Genomic DNA, 19,076 nt, shown 5'->3' with positions numbered 1-19,076 from the left:
CATCACGTGGTACGTGACCTGCTACTTTGCTGCCGCTCGATCGGTGGCATGTTTGTCCATCGACTTGGTTAGCCCGGAAGCCAGTTCGGCCAGCTCGGCGACATCCAATTGGACGGATGATTCGGTTTCCGGTCCGACGGTTGTGCTGGGCAGAATGACCTTGCAAGCGTCTTTGCGCACCTGTGAATTCAACATCCGGTATCGATCTTCGGGCAAGTTTTCCCGACCGCCGTCAACGTTGCATGCGAGCTGCGCGATACGAATCGCACCGATCGCGGCTGGCATGACAACATGCGTTGCACCGCCACGAATCAGCTTCCGTTCCGTGGTCGGACATTCGGCTCGGGCGATGATGCAAATCGTTTCACAAAGGTCGCGAGCTGTAAGTGTGATGAAGACGTTCGCGGCATCATCAGGCAGAACCGTTGCCAGGGTTGCGGCGCGAAAGATGCCTGCGTCTTGCAGTGCTTCGTCTTCGACGGCGTTGCCTTCGAGTGCCAAGAATCCATCAGCGATCGCCTGGTCGACCCGATGCGAGTCGCAATCGAGAACCAGCAGCTGTTGCCCTTGCAGCGACAATTCCGTTGCCAACATTTGGCCGACTCGCCCGTAGCCGCAAATGATTGTGTGATCCATCAGCGAATCGATTTCGCGTGATCGTTGTCGAATGCCCATAATTTCTTCGATTTCGCCTTCTGTCAACATTTGTACGATGCCGCCGATCACATAGATCAGCGATGAACACCCCGCGCAGATCACTCCCATCGTGAACCACTTCATCCACACCGTTTCGATCGGATGGACTTCCCCGTAGCCGACTCCGAAAATGGTGAGTGTCACCATGTAGATCGAGTCGACCCAATTCCACCCAGCCAAGACGTAACCGGCGGTTGCAATCAAGAATGTCGCACCAAAAAAGGTCAAGCCGTTGCGAAGCGTTCGCCTCGACCTGTGCTCAAACGGCCTCGTCGTATGCGCCTCTCGGGGCAATACGATTCCGTAGGTTTTCTTCATAGCAGTCGCAGCGTTACGAATGGGAAGCGATGATCTTTCAGTCGCGAAACTCTAGGTGCCGTTTGTAATCGCCGCTTTGGCATTCGACGAAAGAGTTGCCCAGAAAGTTTTCGCAATCGACACGACCCGCATCACCGTCACGAAAGGAATGGTCGTAGCCAACGATGCGGCGTACAATGAGGGCCGTTCCTGATAGAGCGGCCAAACAATCTGCACGACCTCCCCGTCGCTGGAGACGTTTTGATGAACATGGCTACGATGAACATGGCTACGAGCGATCAGCCCGACGCTTCCAAACAACGTCGTACTTCCAAGCAACGTTGGTTTCTTCGCGGTTTAGCCGTCGGATTGTTGTTGACCGCATCGGTCAACGCTGTGTCCTATTTTTTCCGATCGTCCGATTGGTCCGGCTTGATTGGTCGCCCACAGTCGATGAATTCGGCGATCGGATTCCCATGGGTCGTGTGGGAAGCCGGCAATCACTACGGCGGTTTGTTCGCCGACTACCCCAACATGGGTAAGAACATCGTGTTCGCGATGTTGGTCGGCGCCGCGATCGGAGCGATCGCGGTTTGGCAAAGCGATTTTTTGGACGGCGCTATTCATGAGGTCGAAGTCCAGGACGTCGATGGCTCCTCGTCGGCGGATGCGGTCCCGCGCAAACCGGCGCCGGTTCAATTCAGCCTGCGCGGACTGATGATCACGACGACGATCGCCGCGATCGCTTCCACCGTGGTCAGCCGACTGGCGGTGCACCCGATGACGCTGGTAGCGATCTACGCTCTGGGTCCGGTCGCTTTGGTCGGGCTGGCAATGGTCCCGCACCGCTGGAATTGGCAGCGGCGGGTCGTGCTGCTGGTCCCGATCACGTTGGGGTTGATCGGCGTTGCGATGGCGGTTGGGCATGCTTTGGCGATGGAGTTCGACCAGGTGCTGATGGGCATCTTTCTTAGCTGGACGCCGCAAAGCGCCGTCGCAGCATCCGGATTGACAACGCTGCTGCTGTGGACTGCGTCGCGCCGTCAAATCGATCACCCGATCATGCCCGGCGACGCGATTTAGCGGATTCAGCGGACTTTGCGGTTGGGGTTTGCGGGCCTTTCGGATGTTCCGTCCGCACCGCGCCAGCCCAATTGGATCGATTTTGCGTGGCGTTTTACGGGATCTGAGCAGATTCCGAGATCCGCGCCCGTTCTTCCACGTCGGCGCGGTGTCTATACTGGGGTGCGACCCGTGCCGGAATGCACCCGAGGCGATCCGACCGGCGTCACCCCCTTATCCCAAGCGAGGACTGAATGAGCGTTTACGGCGAACTCAGCGACGATTTTTATCTGAACATGAACCTCTCCACCGAAATGGAGGTGCCGCAGGGCCGCGAGTCGGTGCTGCATTATTTCGAGCAAGTTCGACGCCGATATCCCAAGATGCAGAACTTCTATTCAAGAGAAAAAGGCGAGTACGTACTCGAGGAAGAGAAGGAAGCGAACGCTTATCGATGGACATCTGTCGAAGCCAAACGTGTCAACAGCGGCGTCGTGAACCCCGAGTCATACGAGTCGGCGGTCGACCAACACCGTACGGTCTTAGAATTGGTTCCCTACGATTTGTCGATCAGCCCCTTGGACTGTGAATCGTTGTCCGTGATGGCGGGGTTCGACTTCGCCTACCGAGGGAATCACAATGAAATCCTGGCCGAAGCGATTGGTGTGCCGCCCGGGTTGGAACGTTTTTTACAGGTGCCGTTTGGCAAATTGTTGTCGAATGAACCGGCAATCCAGTTTGCGCTCGACGAAGAATGCAAGACTCAGTGCCGTGTCAGCTTCGAGTCCCGGACCAATGCGTTTCAAGTCAAGACGGGCGAATTTGGTGAAGATCAAATCAGCGTTTACTTGACCGTTCGCCGCTATGACAGCTTGAACGCGGACGAAACGTTTGCCAAAGAGTTCGAACGGTTGGCGGCACTTTGCCACGACTTGGTCGACGAGTACTTGGTCAGTAGCGTGCTTCAACCGTTACAGGAAGCGATCTCGCTGAGATAGCGGATCGGTTGATTCCATGCCCAACCCAGACGATTCGGCTGGCCATTCCTCCGGCGAGTCGGAACACCCGTTCTTGACTGCGAAAGGCTTACGTCTGCAGCGACTCGGACGCGGCGGCGATGACTTTGGCGTGCCGATGTCGATGCCGGTCTATCCGGTTGAATCAGGGGCGTACCCATCCGCGATCGACCCGTTCGACTTCGCGGCGGACAAGGACAAGACGATCCACAATGTTCGTCCGTCGGCCGCATTTCCAAACATCGAATCGCTGGCTCAATCGCCGCTAACGCCGTACTTTCAAACGCGCCAGGTCGCGCGCCCTCAAGCGAACCAATTGCGGGCGATCGGAAAGCTATTCATCCAGATTTCTGGTGACACTCGCTTGCCGCTGGCGTCGGGTTCGGCTTGGATCACGGGTCCAAGCACAATCGCGACGGCCGCCCACAACTTGTACGACTCAACCACACGTACATGGTCGCGGGCATTGGAGTTTCATCCGGGGTACGACTATTACGCGGCGGATGAACGCCCCAAGTGTCGTGTGACGGGCGGTTACATTCCGCGCGATTACTTGACCAATCCGGCAACCAATTTGGATATCGCGATTTGCTATGTCGATCGCAATATCGGTGATGTGATCGGAACCCAGATTCGTACCCAGGTCATCAACGAGGCCGACTTCTTTGATCGTAACCGCGTCGCCATCGTCGGCTATCCGGCCGGTAGCGGATTCGATTTCGGGAAACAGCTTTGGCAGAGCGAAGGCGAATACCTGTTCGGTCAATCGAACGGGCCGGACGGCGATTTCGCGCCAGTCATGGCAACCAATTTTGGTGGCGGTGCCAGCGGATGCCCGTGGTTGGTCGAAGACAAAACCGCCGGTCCCGGAAAGTACGTGGCGATCGGAGTCACATCGGGCCACGCGAAGTTGCGGTACGGGCGCGGTGAGTTGAACTTGAACTCACTCGTGTCGCCCTACTTTGGGCCGCGGATGTTCGACGCGCTCGATGGCGACCAAGTGTTCCACGAATTCGATGCGGGCTGAGCGTTTTTGGTGACGCTTGTGGCCCTGGCACGCTGTGACAGAGATCGAACTGCTTTCCAGTTCGATCCCCGCGAACAGCGTCTGAGGGGCCACGCCTAGCTGTAGAAGCCGTACTGTTTGTTGTACGGGTCAAAGTCTGCATCGGTTAGACCGACGTTGATCTTCAAGTCGAGGTAGTTGTATTCTTCGATGACTTCCAACGGAGCACCTTCGCGAGTCGGCCAATCGTATGCGATGTAGCGAACGGGCAAGTTCAATGCGTCGTCGATGAAGACCTGTGCTTGATGAAAATCAAGGCCTTCGACCTTCGTCGGGCTGGTCACTTGAAGCACCGTGCAGACGCGATCCTTCACGCGTGCGTTCTTTCGGAATTCGCATTGTACATCGGGTTCTTGACGAGCTCGTGTGCCGCGCTCGATTAGCTTTTCGATCAAGTTTTCGACGCCGATTTCGGTCATCGGATAGCGTTGTCCTCGCATCGCCAACATCCCCGTCGCAGGGATCGTGACCGTTGGCAAGAACTTGCCCTTGAAACCGCCTTCATGCGCGACAATGTTGCCGTCGTTTCTGTTTTCGACGTAGATGACTTCGCGCCCCTTGACGCTGGTCGGCTTGACGAAGTTCAAGTAGACGCTGAGCGGTTGAATGAGTTGGCCACCCGAAACTTTGCGGTTGCGAACTTTCGCTTCCATGAATTCGTGTTGCCCCAGCGTTCCGTCAACGCGTTCTCGTTTGACCAACAGTGCCGTGTAGTCGGTCACGTTCTCGCGACAGCCCGACAGCCCGCTGCGAGCGATTTCGAGGGCGCGATCCAACGGGTGCGCGTGGCTGGGTGCCGGCGTCGGCTCAACACTTGGAACCGCCGCCACGCGATGCACGGGCTCGACGAATTGTGGAGCTTGGCCAAAGACTTGCTTTGCCGATGAGGTTGCGAAAAGCGATCCGAAGAGCGCGATAAAATGGCGACGTTCAATGTTCATGAATAGCTTCCGTGCTTCTTTTGCGATTGCGACTGTCCGTGGGTTACGGCAGCATCGAAGCCGCCCTCGTGTTTCTGTATCGCCAACACAGGATGGGGGCGGTGACTGGAACGTGGCCAGCTCGCCATGCTTACCCAAACGTCAAGCATCTCCCCATCGGACAACGTTCACTTGCGACGGTACAAAGAATCCGCGACTGATTTCCAGATCAGTTTATTTGTTTTCGAACGGTCATTTTTGCCCAGAAAATGTGGCTCGGCACCCATGGCCGCGACGATGAAGGAAAGTGTGCGAATCGGTACGGTTTGCCCAAACGCTCCATCCGATACCGTCCGATTTGATCAACGTCTTTCTTAGTCACTGTTTTTTTAGTCACTGTGGTCCACCCGAAAAGTTGCCGTCCATGACCCACGCCAGAAACTTGCGAATCCGCGACACTTGCGGACACTCGCTCATCGTAGCCCTGGTCGTCGTCGCTGCGGCAAGCCAACGGATTCCACAGCCCGCCGCAGCCCAGACACCCGCGTGGGAGCCCGTTCGATTCGAAAGTCCGTTGGAACGTGACGAACAGGCGGAGTTGGAATCCAAGCGAGTCCGCTGGCCAGAACCGGTCCGTATGAGAAGAGAAGCCACGGTCGAACAGGCTCAATATCAACAAGAAGAGATCGCTTACCCCGAGCCCCCGTTACCGATGGAAAGCGTCGGCGACGTGTTCGCCATGGGCGATCAACCGCCGCAACCACCCCAAGTCCCTCACCGCGTGCTCGCCGCTCCGACCCCACAGCCAACTGCCAACCCCAACGGCGGTGCTGGGCATGGTGTCAGTGGGCACGGAATCTTGGGGCATGGTGTCGGCGCGTCGGCCGGCCATGGTTCACCCAATCGCCCGCCGAATCATCCGCTGCATCCCGGTTATCGGCTGCACCACCAAATTCAACCCGTCACCGCCAGCATTCCCAACGCGAAACGCCAAGAAACCTGGAAGACGCCTTACTCGTACGGCTACTTCGGCGCGTCGGGCACACGTCAATGGTCGATGCACCACGGATACCGCGACCGATACATCGAATGGCGATCGCAGTAGCGACCGTCAAGCCGGTCGGCCGACCGCACCTAGTCAACGAACACGAGCTTCTGGATCATGTCGATCGATGCTTGAGTTTCCGCGACGCTGCGGATCGGTGGAATCCGATCCAGGAAGTCTTCCGGTAGTGCACGTTCGGCAAGAAAACGCTTCAACCGGTTGATGTCGGCATCTCGAAACGCTTCGGCTTTCTGATACGACGGTGTGGCCAGGATCGACTCCGAAATCCTGGCGACGACGGAACGCCACTTCGACAGATCCCGCGAATCGATATCGATTTCCGGTGGGCGACCATGTTGTCGCTCGAACACCTCGACAACACTCTGCCGCCAAGAAAGCTTCGCCGTCGTTAGCGTGGGGTCGGCGATTTCGATTTCGATCAAGTCGATGGTCTCGCAAAAAATTGCGTCCACGGTCGCTTCCCAAATTGCGGCTGGCGGCAGTTCGCGTCGACGCGTCAGTAGCCCACGTGTGACTTGTTCGAGCAACCAGATCCGTTGGTCGGCTTCCCACATGTCGAACCAATCAAGGCCGTACGACCATGGTGCGTCGTCATCACGATATTCGGCAATCAAGTGATCCAACATCGTGCCAACGGCACCACGGACAAGATCCGCCTCGGGGCCCTTGAGCGTTCGCAATCCATCAAAGGTCGGCCACATCGGTCTTTGCTCCTTCGGGATTGCGGTTGCGATCCACCGCGTACAAACACGCGCCTGCGATGATCGCGAGTCCGGGAATCGCGGGCGCACGCATCCTCAGGTTGCTCCAGTAAACCGCGTGAACCGCCGATAGCGTAACCACCATCGCGGCGATGGACCAAAACAAAGTCGTTCGCCACGGCACACTGCTTTGCCGCCAACGCCACAGCCCAACCAAAACGGCACCGGCAAACGCCAAATAGTAACCTCCGATCGCGAACGTTGCGGCGGCCGATCGGGTCGGCGTGACGTGAGGGAACGGCGTCCAAAGACTCCACACACGAACGAAGCACGACCAAACGAACATCGCCGGTTGGCGTGCGATCAAAGCCTTCGCCGCAGCACCGCACAGTCTGTCATCGTTGACTTCCGTTGTATCGGACGGATAGATCGGATCGCCGGCAGCGGCCCAATTTTCTTTCCAAAATGATTCGGTCGTCGGATCACCTTCATAGCGATGGTCGTACGCATCCAGAAACGATTGAGCATCCCAGACTTGCCGAGATCGTTCCGATCGCAAGTGGTCGTAGAACATCGGATTGTTGGCCAGCAGCAAAGTGTAACCGCCGTGCGTCGTCGCCCACATCGGATGACCGACGGCGCGCTCGTTGCGCATCATCCAAAGTCCCATCGTGCCCGCTATGATGATCGTCACAACAACCGACGGAACCCAACGCGTCCTTGTGCTTGAAAACGCCCGACGATAACCCGCCCACAACAACCCTGCGATGATCAACACGGCCCAAACCAAAAACGTCGGCCGACATAGATAGGCAAGCGCAAGCAGGACGCCGATGAACACGGACTGTTTCCAATCGAAACCGTGTCGGACCGCGACGCTGATGCGGTACAACGTCGCCGACACCAGGGCAACGGCAAGCGTTTCCGTCATCACCAATGTCGACTGTTGCAGCAACACGGGATCGACGATGACCCACGCGGCGGCGAACGCACCGACTCGTTGATCACCGAACGCATGGAAAGCGGCCAGGAACACCATCACCGCAGTCGCGGCCCCCAGCAACGTGTGCAGGACGGCGACGGGCACGACATCCGACGTCGTCCACGACAAAAGGTAAGGGTAAAGAGGCGGTCGGAATGCGGTGGGTCGGGTGCCACCATCGGGACCAGTCAGGCCGAAGACACCCGACTGGGAAAGGGTCGTCGCGATCGCTCGGTAGGCATCTGGGTCCTCGCGAAATTGAGCAAGACAGACACCGGCGACGCCGCCACGCACCAGGATCGCTGCGAAAAACACGTACCAGATCCACCTTGTCGGTTTCTCTGTCCGCTCGCCACGAGTCGCCCGACTTGCCATCATCACAGAATGTGCGCCGCCGAAGAGTTTCTTGTTTTCGTCCACTGAGATCGAACATCATAGTGAATCGCTCACCCCCACGCTCTTACGGAAAGAAAGTTTCCGATGTGGTCATACGCTACCGCTGGTTCAGTCTGGTCGCCGGCCTGGTCATCGGGCTGGCGGCGTGGCCGAGCGCGAATCGAGTCGATTTTGATCGCAGCATCTCCGCAATGTTCGCTGCCGACGACCCAACCCTGTTGGCGTACCAGGAACTCGAATCGGCGTTCGGCGGCAACGCGGTGGTCATGATCGTCTACGAAGACGACAAATTCGCAAGTTCGGATGGCTTGGTACGCAACGAAGCTTTGTCAGCCAAAGTGGCCGCCGTCCCTGGTGTCGCGGGCGTGCTTTCGCCATCGGTACTGAACGCCGCGGTCGAAAGACTTCGTCCGGCGTCGCTCTTCAACCGATCAGCGGCACTGTTTCGAAAACGCGATCCGGTGGCTCGCGGCTTTTTAGAAATCTTCGCCGGCTACACGCATTCGTCCGCGCTCGATCGAGCCGCCGTGGTTGCGATGTTGGAACCGGACCATTTGCCCGAAACCATCGAAACGCTTCGGACGCTAGCCAGCGAAATGTCCGATGAATTGGAATCCCACAACGTTGCCTTGGTCGGCGAACCCGTGTTAGTTCACGACGGCTTTGATTTGATTGAGCGCGACGGCGCGCGTTTGGCTTGGACCACGATCGTCTTGTTGTCGGCGGTGCTACTGATCGTGCTGCAAGATCTGCGTTTGGTCGCGTTGGCGGCTCTGTCGATTGTGTGGTCGGTCACACTGACCAAAGCGATCATGCATTGGTGGGGGATTGAGCTCTCGTTGGTGTCGACGATCTTGACCGCAATCGTGACCGTTGTTTCCGTTACCGCGATCCTGCATCTGGGTGTCGCGTTCCGCACGGCACGACGGCGTGGGATGTCACAACGGGCCGCAATGACCAAAGCGATGATGTTGTTGTCGGTTCCGATCTTTTGGACTTGCGCCACCGATGCCGCAGGATTCGCGGCGTTGGCCATTTCGCGGATCTTGCCCGTCGCCCAATTCGGCATCATGGTTGCTATCGCATCGATCGCCGTCTTTCTTTCGCTGGCGTTGTTTGCGCCGCTGATCTTAATGACCGGCTCGCGTTGGCCCGACGCGACCGAGCAAAAATCACATGGCCGCGAGCGACTGAAGCGTTTGGCATTTCAGATCGCGTCCTGGTCGGTTCGGAATCGCGGTGGAGTGATCGCAACCGGCGTTTTGATTGCAATCGCGTCGGTGATCGGACTGGGGCGCGCCGAGGTCGAGACCAGCTTCCTGAACAATTTCCGCCCGCAAAGTGCGATCGTTCAAGATTACGGAAATGTCGAATCGAATTTTGGGGGCGCCGGTGTTTGGGACATCGTGCTCGACACGCCGGATGAATTGACCGAGGCGTACATGAAATCGGTGCGCGATTTGGAAGAGGAACTGAGGGCGATCGATGTCGACGGTGCCCGTTTGACCAAAGTCATCAGTTTGGCCGACGCCGATGCGGTGGCATTGAAAGTCGGAATTTTGAAACTCGTTTCGCCATCGACGCGATTGTCGGGAATGCAGGTAACGATGCCCGTCTTTTTTGCGGCCCTGTTGTCCGACCCCGACGACAACGAGTCGGCCAAATTTCGAATCATGCTGCGAAGCGAAGAGCACCTCGACGCTGGGCGTAAGACCGCGTTGATTGATCAGGTTCGTCGGACCGTCAACGATAGCGATGTGGGGCGAGGCGGGCGTGTCACCGGGTATTACGTGATGATGGCCAGCTTGGTGGGCCAAATGGTTGGTGATCAATGGCGATGCTTTGCCGCGTCGGGCGTGTTGGTTTGGCTGCTGTTGGTTGTGGCGACGCGGTCGGTGCGGTTGGCGACATCGGCTCTGTTGCCCAATCTGCTGCCTGTGTTTGTGGTGCTGGCGTCCGTGGCGATGATGGGTGGAAAAATCAATATGGGCGCGGCGATGATCGCGGCTGTTTCGATCGGTTTGTCGATCGACGGTTCCGTTCACTTTTTAGCCGCTTTTCGCCGCCAAATACGCCGCGGCCATGGCGGATCTGCGGCATCGGTCCGAGCGGCGGCCGGCATTGGCGCTCCGGTCGTTTTGGCGACGGTTGCCCTAGTGATCGGCTTCGGAGCGATGACGACAAGTGAATTCGTGCCGACGGCGACGTTCGGGACCTTGGTGGCAGCGACGCTTGCAATTGGGACGTTCGTCAACTTGACCCTGTTGCCGGCAATTGCGTCCATCGGCTACCGCTAAGCCACCCCATTCACTTTCATAGGCTGTGCCACCATAATTCGGGGGCAAAATAACTTTTTCGACCTCTAAAACGAGAGCAGATACTGATGGGACGCACTGGAGTCATTACGTTCAAGGGCAATCCGATGACACTCGAAGGCAACGATCTTGCCGTGGGTTCCGCCGCGCCCGAGTTCAATCTGACCTACGCCGACAACGGACTGCAAACGTTGACGTTGGCAGACTTGAAAGGCAAACCGTCGCTGATCAGCGTCGCACCAAGTTTGGATACGCCAACGTGCGCGATCCAAACCAAGAAGTTCAACGAAGAGTTGGGCAAGATGGGCGACAAGGTCAACACCGTCACGGTGACACGAGACCTGCCGTTCGCACAGGCACGTTTCTGTGGTGCGGAAGATATCAAGATTCGAACTGCCAGCGATTACAAGGACCACGCATTCGGCACCAGCTATGGGGTGACGATCGAAGAATTGAAGCTGTTGACCCGCGCGGTCATCGTGCTCGATTCCGACGGAAAGGTCGCCTACAAAGAAATCGTCGCTGAAGTCACTCAAGAACCCGACTATGCTGCGGCCATGGCCGCATTGCGAATGCTGGTCTAGACATAGGTAACAGCAAACAGGTGACAGGTTACAGGCGAGCACATCGCCACGGTCATACGTCGCCAAAGCTGTAACCTGACACCTGTAACCTGATATCTATTCCCGATGTTTTCCGTTGCCGCGCTTTATCGATTTGTGCCGCTCGACGATCACGTCGAGCTTCGCGAGCCGATTCTGCAATGCATGATCGGCTCTGATGTGCGTGGCACTTTGTTGCTGGCGGGTGAAGGGATCAATGGAACCGTCGCCGGTCCAAGATCGGGGATCGAGACTCTGCTTGACTTTTTGCGTCTGGATCCGCGACTGGCGGATCTGGATGTGAAATGGTCAACGTGCGACGAAATGCCTTTTCGGCGGTCGCGAGTTCGGTTGAAGAAAGAGATCGTGACGCTGGGCGTGGACGGTATCGATCCGCTCGATTCCGTCGGCACCTACGTCGACGCCGAAGACTGGAACGCGTTGATCGACGACCCCGATGTCACGCTGGTCGATACGCGAAACGACTACGAAGTTGCGATCGGTACGTTCGAAGGGGCGATCAATCCGAACACCGAAAGCTTTCGCGATTTTCCCGAGTTCGTCGCTTCGAATTTGGATCCGGCCAAGCATAAGAAAGTCGCGATGTTTTGCACCGGAGGAATTCGGTGCGAAAAATCGACATCGCTATTGAAAGCCGCCGGTTTCGAGAACGTTTATCATCTCCGTGGTGGCATTTTAAAATATCTTGAAACGGTCCCTGCCGAACAATCGCGTTGGGAAGGCGACTGCTTCGTGTTCGACGGTCGCGTCGCCGTCGATCATGACTTGAAGGAATCAAACCACGTCATGTGCTTCGGTTGCGGTTGGCCGGTAACGCCCGCCGGTCAGCAAACCGACGACTACATCGCGGGCGTCCAGTGCCCGCACTGTTCTGGTCAATTGACCGACGAACAACGATCACGCTTCGCCGAACGCCAACGCCAACTCGGCACGCAATAAACCTTTCGGGCAACCCTACGTGGCCCCGCAACGCCGTGCGCGGCGATCAAACTGCAAAGCCGTTGGGAACCCTGTCACGGCGTGCCAGGGCGACAAAGTCGAGGAACAGAACTGTAAAGCAGTCTGCCCCCTAGCGCTGAGACTCCAAGTGCAACGATCGCAATGTCTTCAAGTCGCAGAGCAAGTCACTCCGGACGGCAACCGGAATCCCGCTTGGCCCGCTCGCTGCGTATGCCGCTTCGATCGCCTTGGATTGATTGATCGGCAGTTCGACGCTTCCACCCGTGGCAAGCTGGATGTGAGTGTGGAGAAGGTGAAACTGGGGATCACGAATCACCGTTTCAAACAACGAAACGTGTTTGTGATCTGACACCGATGAAGATTGTCGATGCGATTCGATTTGATATTCACACACACGTGGCATCGTGGTTTCTTCGGGAATGATCAACAACCCGATCCGCTTGAACGCGTGTCCCCACCACCGGCTGCCCATTGCGACTGCGATCGGGATCGAAAACACCAGCCCGATCAGCATGGGAGAAAACCATATCAACATCCTGGGAATCGCCAACCAGGTCGCGATCGCAAGGCTGGTACCGACGGCGGAAAACAGGCCAAATTGTTTGACCGCGTCCGACCAACGCACACCATGTTCGTCGCGTTGCTGTGCCATCCACTTCACGCTCGTTCCCCGCAATGCGGACAGCACGAATCGCGTATGAAACATTGCCATGATGGGCGACAGCAATATCGAGATCAGAATTTCCGCCATGCCGCCGGCCCAAAGTCGTATCACACCGCCGAACGAGCGTCGAAGTTTCGAATCGAAAGTGATCGCAAGCAACGCAAACACCTTGGGCAGCAACAGCAGCGTCATCGACAACGCGAACAGAACCATCGCACCGCCGATCGGGATGGATTCCTGGGACACCGATCGAATCCGCTCAACCGCCATACCCAAGATGCACAACAGCGTAAAAGCGATCCAAATTGGCGAAGCAGCATAGGCCATCACACCCGACGAGAAATGAAATCGTGAGAGAGGATGAAACCCTTCGCTGATCACGAGCCGCGCGTGCTGCAGATTGCCTTGGCACCAACGCTGGTCGCGGACGGCATAGTCGGCGAGCGTCGGCGGGCATTCCTCGTAGCTTCCGCCGAGGTCGGTCGCCAATTCGATCTTCCATCCGGCGCGCAACATCAACGCCGCTTCGACGAAATCGTGACTGAGAATCTCGCCGCCCAACGGGGCCACGCCCGGAAGCACCGGAAGGTCACAGTGATCCAAGAATGGTTCCACGCGAATGATCGCGTTGTGCCCCCAATAGTTGCCGTCACTACCCGTCCATGCGGCGAACCCTTCGACAAACACGCGCCCGTATGCGGCAGCCGCAAACTGTTGCGCCCGAGCAAACAACGACTCTCGTCCGACCGGCGTCGGTGGCACTTGAAGGATGCCGATCTGGTCATCGGCATCCATACGATCGACCATGGACATCATGGTACGCCCCTCCATCAAACTGTCTGCGTCCAGCACGATCATGTAGGAATAGCGACTGCCCCAACGCGAACAAAAATCGGCGATATTGCCAGCTTTCCTCGCGTGATTTTCAGGTCGATGTCGATAGAAGACGCGCGCATCGGGAAGATCCGCCGTCAAACGCGACCATGCCTGTTCTTCCGACAACCAGACTTCGTGGTCCGTCGTATCGCTGAGGACATAGAAGTCAAACGTGGTCTTATCGCCGTTTTCGTCGAGTGATCGCAACATCGCTCGGATACCGGCGAACACTCGGTCCGGTGATTCGTTGTAAACCGGCATCAGCACGGCCGTCGACGACCGGGAACTCGAATCGCGGCCATCAATCTCGGTTGAAATCGAGCGAGAAGCCCCATAGCGGAGAACACGAATCCAGCCAGCGGTTGCGACCAGAAACGAAAACGTAATCCAGGCGAACAGCAACGCGAATAAGATGATGCTGGCGACTTCGAACACGTTCAAACCGACGCCGCCGGCAACGATCCGCGTGTACGCCCACGAAGCCGTGACCGTGATCGCCGAAGTCCCCGCGATGATCAACGATCGCAGCATCGACCGGCGTCTCATGACTTGTCGGCCGCACCCACGTTCAATTTGAAGAGGCGGTCCAAGCGAAGCCACGCCGTCGCTGAACGCCAAGTTTCGGCACGCAACGGCGCCACCAAACGCGTCGGTGCTGCTTGCGTCATCGGGCGAACGATTTCTTGTGGAACGACTGTTTGAACCTTGCCGAGTGCCTCCAACCGAGCGGCGACGGCGACTTCCAACGCCAACCGATCCAAACCCATCACGGCATCGCGGCGATCACCCGAGATTGATCGCTCGGCAGCGATATCAACGATTCGTTTCGCCGCATCAATGGCGTCACTCTGGTTCATCCCGCTCTTCAACAAGTACCCGACCGTCACTTTCATCGCTTGCATGGACTGGGGGCTTCGCGATGTGGGCGGATGAGGCCAACCACCCCGGTGGAGGTGGCGTTGGAAAGAAAGGTTGAGCAGAGCCTCTGCGTTGGGATGGCAATCCATGAGTCAGTCACATTGAAGAGAGAAGAGGAGCAGCAGACGAGACCCTCATGGTTCCGCCTTTTCGAGCAGGCGTCTATAGCAACAAACGGCGTGCCAAAGGTTTCCTCCAACACCCTCCGCACTTGCCCGAACGGTCTAATCGGAAAACCTTGAAATAGCGGCTCTATCAGTCATGTTCACGTTATGGCGATCAGACACACCCAACTATAGTTCATTGGATGAGAACGCCGCGTTCAGGGTGCCGAAGGGCTGCCACAAACGTCGATTTAAGTTTTGACGGTTCGAAACAGAATGGCGGAACATGCCCGGCGAAAAAGTTTCGGATTGTCAGCAGCTGCTCGATTTTCGACCTCGCTGTTCTCTTTCGGTTGCCCGTGCTGACAAAAGTGGCAACCGCCGACCGCTATCCCCCGGCATGCCGACTGTTCGCTAAACGAAATTTCACGCAGTAAATTAGGTCAGCGCAATGACGCGTTCGAACCACGCCATGAAGCGACGCACTTTTCTGGGTGGTGGACTATCGTTGCCACTGGTCGCTAGTCAATTCCTGCGAGAACGCGCAATGGCCGAGCCGATGTCGAGTATCACCAATGCCTTGAGCGGCAGACCAGCCAATGATGCCGATCGAGTGTTTCTGGATGACTTGGAACGTCGTTGCTATCGATACTTCGCGGACTCGGCGGATTCCGGTACCGGCTTGATCCCCGATCGTGGATCGACCGACGGCAGTTGGTTTTCCAAGTACGCCAGCAGCGCGGCGTGCGGCTTCGGTTTGACGGCGCACACGATCGCGGCGGATAGAGGTTTCATCACGCAAGAAGAAGCGGTCGATCGCGTTCGACTGTTGCTACGGTCGCTCTTGAACATCGCCGAGCACCAACGCGGTTTCGTCTATCATTTTTTCAGCTGCAAGGATGGCAAACGACGCCGCAACTCGGAAGCTTCCTCCATCGACACCGCTTTGATGATCGCCGGTGCGATGTGCGCCGCATCGACCTTCCACGACGATTTGCAGATCGTCGAAATGGCGAACCAATTGTATGAACGCGTCGATTGGACATGGATGCTCGGCACGAACGACCTGCTCCACATGGGTTGGACACCCGAGGGCGGGATGCTTCCGTATCAATGGGATTCGTACAGCGAGTTGATCCTATTGGTGTTGTTGGCGATCGGTGCGCCGAACAATCCGATTCCGCCAAAGTGTTGGCAGGCGTGGCGACGTGAACCGGTGCTGCGATTCGATGGCGAAGATTTCTTGAGCTATCCGCCGCTGTTCGTTCATCAGTATCCCATGGCGTACTTTGACTTCCGCAACGTTCGATCACCGAGCGGCCGCAGCTACTGGGACAATTCGGTTCGCGCCCACCGTGCCCAGATCGCCTTCATGACCGAATTGGCCGCGAGGTACCCGAACCAGTTCGGCCACTACGGCGCCGACGTTTGGGGTTTGACCAGCAGCGACAGCGCCCACGGATATCGTGATTGGGGCGGCCCGTACCAAGTCGACCGATTCGAGCCCGACCGAGGCATCGATGGAACGGTGGTCCCCAGCGCGGCGGCCGGCGGGTTAGCCGTGTTGCCCAATGCGGCGCTGCACACGCTGAGATTCCAGCACGAACGCTATGGCGAAAAAGTCTATGGCCGGTACGGATTCGTGAACGCGTTCAACCCCGTCACCGGCTGGATCGGCGCCGACGTGATCGGCATCGACACCGGAATCTCACTGGCGATGGCCAATAATTTGGAAACGGGCGGCGTTTGGCAAGCATTCATGCGGCACCCAGCGGCGACCCGGGCACTGCAGTTGGCCGGATTCACTCGGATGAGATCCTGAGTGGCAAACGGACTCAGGTTTCGGGTCACCCTTCGTCACCTTCGTCGCCCTGCGACGCCGTCGCAGGGTGTACCGTGTGTTCGCTTTGTCAGCCGCTTTGTCAGCCGCGTTGCAGCTGACATCCCGCAAGCGGAGTCGCGGGTCCACGTGGGGTTGCCCGTTTATGGGCATGCGACGGCTCTTGTTGTTAGCTGATGACGCATTGATCTACTTCCCCTCGCCGTCCCCCCCTCGCTTCCGTAAGCTGTGTAGCGGTGCATGAGCACGATAAAATCGCATTGATTCCATTCTTGTCTTGGGGAAGAACTGGCTATGGCAGACACGATCGTAATTTTTGGTGCGTCGGGAGACCTAACCAGTCGCAAGCTTGTTCCGGCCCTCTATCGGTTGTTCGCCAAAGGACGATTGGCTGCTGGTTCGAAAATCGTAGGCGTCTCGCGAAGCCAATTTGAACACGAACAATGGCGTGAGTCGTTGCGAACGGCGGCGGAAAAGTTCGTCGGCAAATTTTTCACGGCTGAATCGTGGGAAGCCTTCAGCGAGAACATCTTCTATCACGCCGGCGACATCAAAGACCAAGCCGACTTCAAATCGTTGGCGACTTTTCTGGACTCGATCGAAACAGAAGAACATTCCGGCCGGGTGTACTACCTTTCGACGATGCCCCAGTTGTATGAAGAGGCGATTCGACAGCTCGGCAAAGCCGGCTTGGCCGACGACAGCAAGGGCTATCGCCGTGTCATAATCGAAAAACCGTTCGGCACCGACTTGGCCACTGCCCAAGCGTTGAACCATTCGATCCACGGCGTCTTTCGCGAAGATCAAATCTATCGGATCGACCACTATTTGGGCAAAGAAACCGTCCAAAACATCTTTGCACTGCGTTTTGCCAACAGCATCTTTGAACCGATTTGGAATCGCAACTTCGTCGACCACGTGCAAATCACCGTGGCCGAAGAGGTCGTGATCGGTCGCCGCGCCGGTTACTACGACACGTCGGGCATCCTGCGCGACATGTTCCAGAACCATATTCTTCAGTTGATGATGATCACGGCAATGGAGCCACCAGCGCGATACGATTCTTCGTTGGTCCGGGACGAGAAAGTGAAAGTGCTGCACAGTGTCCGAAAGATGGTCGGCAGCGATTTTGCCAATAACACCATCCGCGGCCAGTACGACGGTTACCTCAAAGAAGAAGGTGTCCCGCCAAAAAGCCAAACCGAGACTTACGCGGTCTTGAAACTGTATTGTGACAATTGGCGCTGGAAAGGCGTCCCGTTCTTCCTGCGCAGCGGAAAGGGCATGTCGTGCCGCACGACTCAAATCGTGATCCAGTTCAAGAACGTGCCGCATATCCTGTTTGGCGAAAAAACGCGAACGCCCGTCGGAAACCGTTTGGTGATCCAGATTCAACCGGCCGAGGGCATCCAGTTGCACTTCGAAACCAAAGTTCCGGATTCCGAAATGAAGACGCGCACCAGCACGATGGATTTCAGTTTCCAACAGGCCAGCGGAACCGAGCTTCCCGATGCCTACCAACGGCTGTTGCTGGATGCGATTCAGGGTGACGCCAGCCTGTTCGCGCGCAGCGACGAAGTCGAATTGGCGTGGGGAATCATCGATCCCATCATCGCGGCCTGGAAGAGCCCCGCGGCCCCGGACCTGTTCACCTACCCGACCGGCCTTTGGGGCCCCACCGAAGCGAGCGAATGGATGGAAGAACAAAAGCGCGAATGGTTCGACGTTTGTCCGGTCTTGAACTAAATTTCATCACAAGCGGAGCCTGGCCCGAAACCTGGCCCGGGGGCTGGTGTTTGAATAAGACGCAGTTCGCGCCTTTTCCAAACCAACAAAACCGGAGCCCCACGATGAAATCAACACGAACGCTTCTCGCCGCATCGATTGCCACACTCGCGATCGCCACAACATCTTTGGCTCAACCACCCGAAGGACGTGGACGCGGTCCCGGCGGACCTGGTGGTGACCGGGGCGGCGAGCGAGGGGGTGAACGTGGGGGTGAACGAGGGGGTGAACGAGGCCAAGGCGGCCCTGAAATGATGATGCGGATGATGCCCGTCTTGGCGGCGCTGGATGCCGACAAGGACGGAGCTCTTTCCAAGGCCGAAATCGACAACGCGGCCGTTGCATTGCGAACGCTTGACAAGAACAACGACGGATCGCTGTCAGCCGAGGAAATGCGTCCCAGTTTCGCCGGCGGTGGTCGTGAAGGCGGCCCACGCGGCGAAGGTGGCCCGCGTGGTGGAGGTGGTCCACGCGGTGAAGATGGTGCTCGTGGTGGCATGGAAGGTCGCGGTCCAGACTTCGCCGCCAACATGTTCAAGCAACGCGACACCAACGGTGACGGCAAATTGAGCGGCGACGAGATTCCTGAGCAAATTGCCAGCCGGCTCGATAAGGTCGACACCGATAGCGACGGCGCTATCAGCAAGTCGGAAATGGAAACGGCAATGAGCCGCATGCGTGAAGGTGGCGGCGGACGTCCCGGTGGTGATCGCGGCGGACGCCCCGGCGGCGACCGACCCAATCGTCCGGCTGCTGAATAGGCTGCCGTCCCTGTGATGAGCCGAACGT

At 57.4% G+C, this 19,076-nt stretch carries 16 protein-coding genes; 10 read left to right on the top strand and 6 right to left on the bottom strand.

Going from position 1 to position 19,076, the window contains the following annotated elements; translation table 11 throughout:
• Window positions 1-21: 21 nt before the first annotated feature.
• Window positions 22-1,014 (bottom strand): potassium channel family protein, encoded by a 993-nt coding sequence (locus Poly51_RS02335; protein ID WP_146453834.1) that lies wholly within the window; start codon window positions 1,012-1,014, stop codon window positions 22-24.
• A gap of 243 nt (window positions 1,015-1,257) precedes the next feature.
• Between Poly51_RS02335 and Poly51_RS02330 the strand changes: the two genes are divergently transcribed.
• The 3 genes from Poly51_RS02330 to Poly51_RS02320 all read left to right on the top strand — a co-directional run bounded on the left by Poly51_RS02330 (window position 1,258) and on the right by Poly51_RS02320 (window position 4,098).
• Entirely contained in the window at window positions 1,258-2,076 is an 819-nt protein-coding gene (locus Poly51_RS02330; protein WP_246114209.1) for a hypothetical protein, read from the top strand.
• 233 nt (window positions 2,077-2,309) lie between these two features.
• Window positions 2,310-3,053 (top strand): hypothetical protein, encoded by a 744-nt coding sequence (locus Poly51_RS02325; protein ID WP_146453832.1) that lies wholly within the window; start codon window positions 2,310-2,312, stop codon window positions 3,051-3,053.
• A 16-nt stretch (window positions 3,054-3,069) separates the two neighbouring features.
• Window positions 3,070-4,098, top strand: coding sequence for a trypsin-like serine peptidase (locus tag Poly51_RS02320; RefSeq protein WP_146453830.1), 1,029 nt, complete (start codon window positions 3,070-3,072; stop codon window positions 4,096-4,098).
• 95 nt (window positions 4,099-4,193) lie between these two features.
• On the opposite strand, the gene Poly51_RS02315 is transcribed toward Poly51_RS02320, so the two are convergent.
• The gene (locus tag Poly51_RS02315) at window positions 4,194-5,078 is read right to left on the bottom strand and encodes a DUF1571 domain-containing protein (protein ID WP_146453828.1); all 885 of its coding nucleotides are present in this window, start codon (window positions 5,076-5,078) and stop codon (window positions 4,194-4,196) included.
• 403 nt (window positions 5,079-5,481) lie between these two features.
• On the opposite strand from Poly51_RS02315, the gene Poly51_RS02310 reads away from it, so the two are divergent.
• Window positions 5,482-6,162: a hypothetical protein gene (locus Poly51_RS02310; RefSeq protein WP_146453826.1), complete on the top strand. Its 681-nt coding sequence runs from the start codon at window positions 5,482-5,484 to the stop codon at window positions 6,160-6,162.
• 29 nt (window positions 6,163-6,191) lie between these two features.
• Here Poly51_RS02310 and Poly51_RS02305 read toward each other — a convergent pair whose 3' ends face one another.
• Complete coding sequence (locus Poly51_RS02305) at window positions 6,192-6,824, bottom strand: hypothetical protein (protein ID WP_146453824.1); 633 nt, start codon at window positions 6,822-6,824, stop codon at window positions 6,192-6,194.
• A complete protein-coding gene (locus Poly51_RS02300; protein WP_186775290.1) occupies window positions 6,808-8,226 on the bottom strand; it encodes a glycosyltransferase family 39 protein in 1,419 nt (472 codons plus the stop codon). Before Poly51_RS02300 ends, Poly51_RS02305 begins: the two co-directional genes overlap by 17 nt.
• Before the next feature lie 17 nt (window positions 8,227-8,243).
• On the opposite strand from Poly51_RS02300, the gene Poly51_RS02295 reads away from it, so the two are divergent.
• The 3 genes from Poly51_RS02295 to trhO all read left to right on the top strand — a co-directional run bounded on the left by Poly51_RS02295 (window position 8,244) and on the right by trhO (window position 12,079).
• Entirely contained in the window at window positions 8,244-10,499 is a 2,256-nt protein-coding gene (locus tag Poly51_RS02295) for an efflux RND transporter permease subunit (RefSeq protein ID WP_186775289.1), read from the top strand.
• 86 nt (window positions 10,500-10,585) lie between these two features.
• Complete coding sequence (tpx, locus tag Poly51_RS02290; RefSeq protein ID WP_146453818.1) at window positions 10,586-11,101, top strand: thiol peroxidase; 516 nt, start codon at window positions 10,586-10,588, stop codon at window positions 11,099-11,101.
• A 105-nt stretch (window positions 11,102-11,206) separates the two neighbouring features.
• Window positions 11,207-12,079 carry an oxygen-dependent tRNA uridine(34) hydroxylase TrhO gene (gene trhO, locus Poly51_RS02285; RefSeq protein ID WP_146453816.1) on the top strand — a complete coding sequence of 291 codons (873 nt, stop codon included), beginning with the start codon at window positions 11,207-11,209 and terminating at the stop codon, window positions 12,077-12,079.
• Between the two features lie 130 nt (window positions 12,080-12,209).
• Here the strand turns inward: trhO and mdoH are convergent, their stop codons facing one another.
• A complete protein-coding gene (gene mdoH, locus Poly51_RS02280; RefSeq protein ID WP_186775288.1) occupies window positions 12,210-14,171 on the bottom strand; it encodes a glucans biosynthesis glucosyltransferase MdoH in 1,962 nt (653 codons plus the stop codon).
• An 11-nt stretch (window positions 14,172-14,182) separates the two neighbouring features.
• Window positions 14,183-14,647, bottom strand: coding sequence for a hypothetical protein (locus Poly51_RS02275; RefSeq protein WP_146453812.1), 465 nt, complete (start codon window positions 14,645-14,647; stop codon window positions 14,183-14,185).
• A 487-nt stretch (window positions 14,648-15,134) separates the two neighbouring features.
• Between Poly51_RS02275 and Poly51_RS02270 the strand changes: the two genes are divergently transcribed.
• From Poly51_RS02270 to Poly51_RS02260, 3 genes are all read left to right on the top strand, one after another.
• Window positions 15,135-16,484: a glucoamylase family protein gene (locus tag Poly51_RS02270; RefSeq protein ID WP_146453810.1), complete on the top strand. Its 1,350-nt coding sequence runs from the start codon at window positions 15,135-15,137 to the stop codon at window positions 16,482-16,484.
• A 312-nt stretch (window positions 16,485-16,796) separates the two neighbouring features.
• Window positions 16,797-18,248, top strand: a complete 1,452-nt coding sequence (gene zwf / locus Poly51_RS02265) for a glucose-6-phosphate dehydrogenase (protein WP_146453808.1) — start codon at window positions 16,797-16,799, stop codon at window positions 18,246-18,248.
• Window positions 18,249-18,352: 104 nt separating this feature from the next.
• Window positions 18,353-19,048 carry an EF-hand domain-containing protein gene (locus Poly51_RS02260; protein WP_186775287.1) on the top strand — a complete coding sequence of 232 codons (696 nt, stop codon included), beginning with the start codon at window positions 18,353-18,355 and terminating at the stop codon, window positions 19,046-19,048.
• Window positions 19,049-19,076: the final 28 nt, after the last annotated feature.

The sequence above is a fragment of the Rubripirellula tenax genome (assembly GCF_007860125.1).
Lineage (GTDB): Bacteria > Planctomycetota > Planctomycetia > Pirellulales > Pirellulaceae > Rubripirellula > Rubripirellula tenax.
Note: the sequence above shows the minus strand (reverse complement) of the source record. Positions and strands in the feature narration are given on the sequence as shown.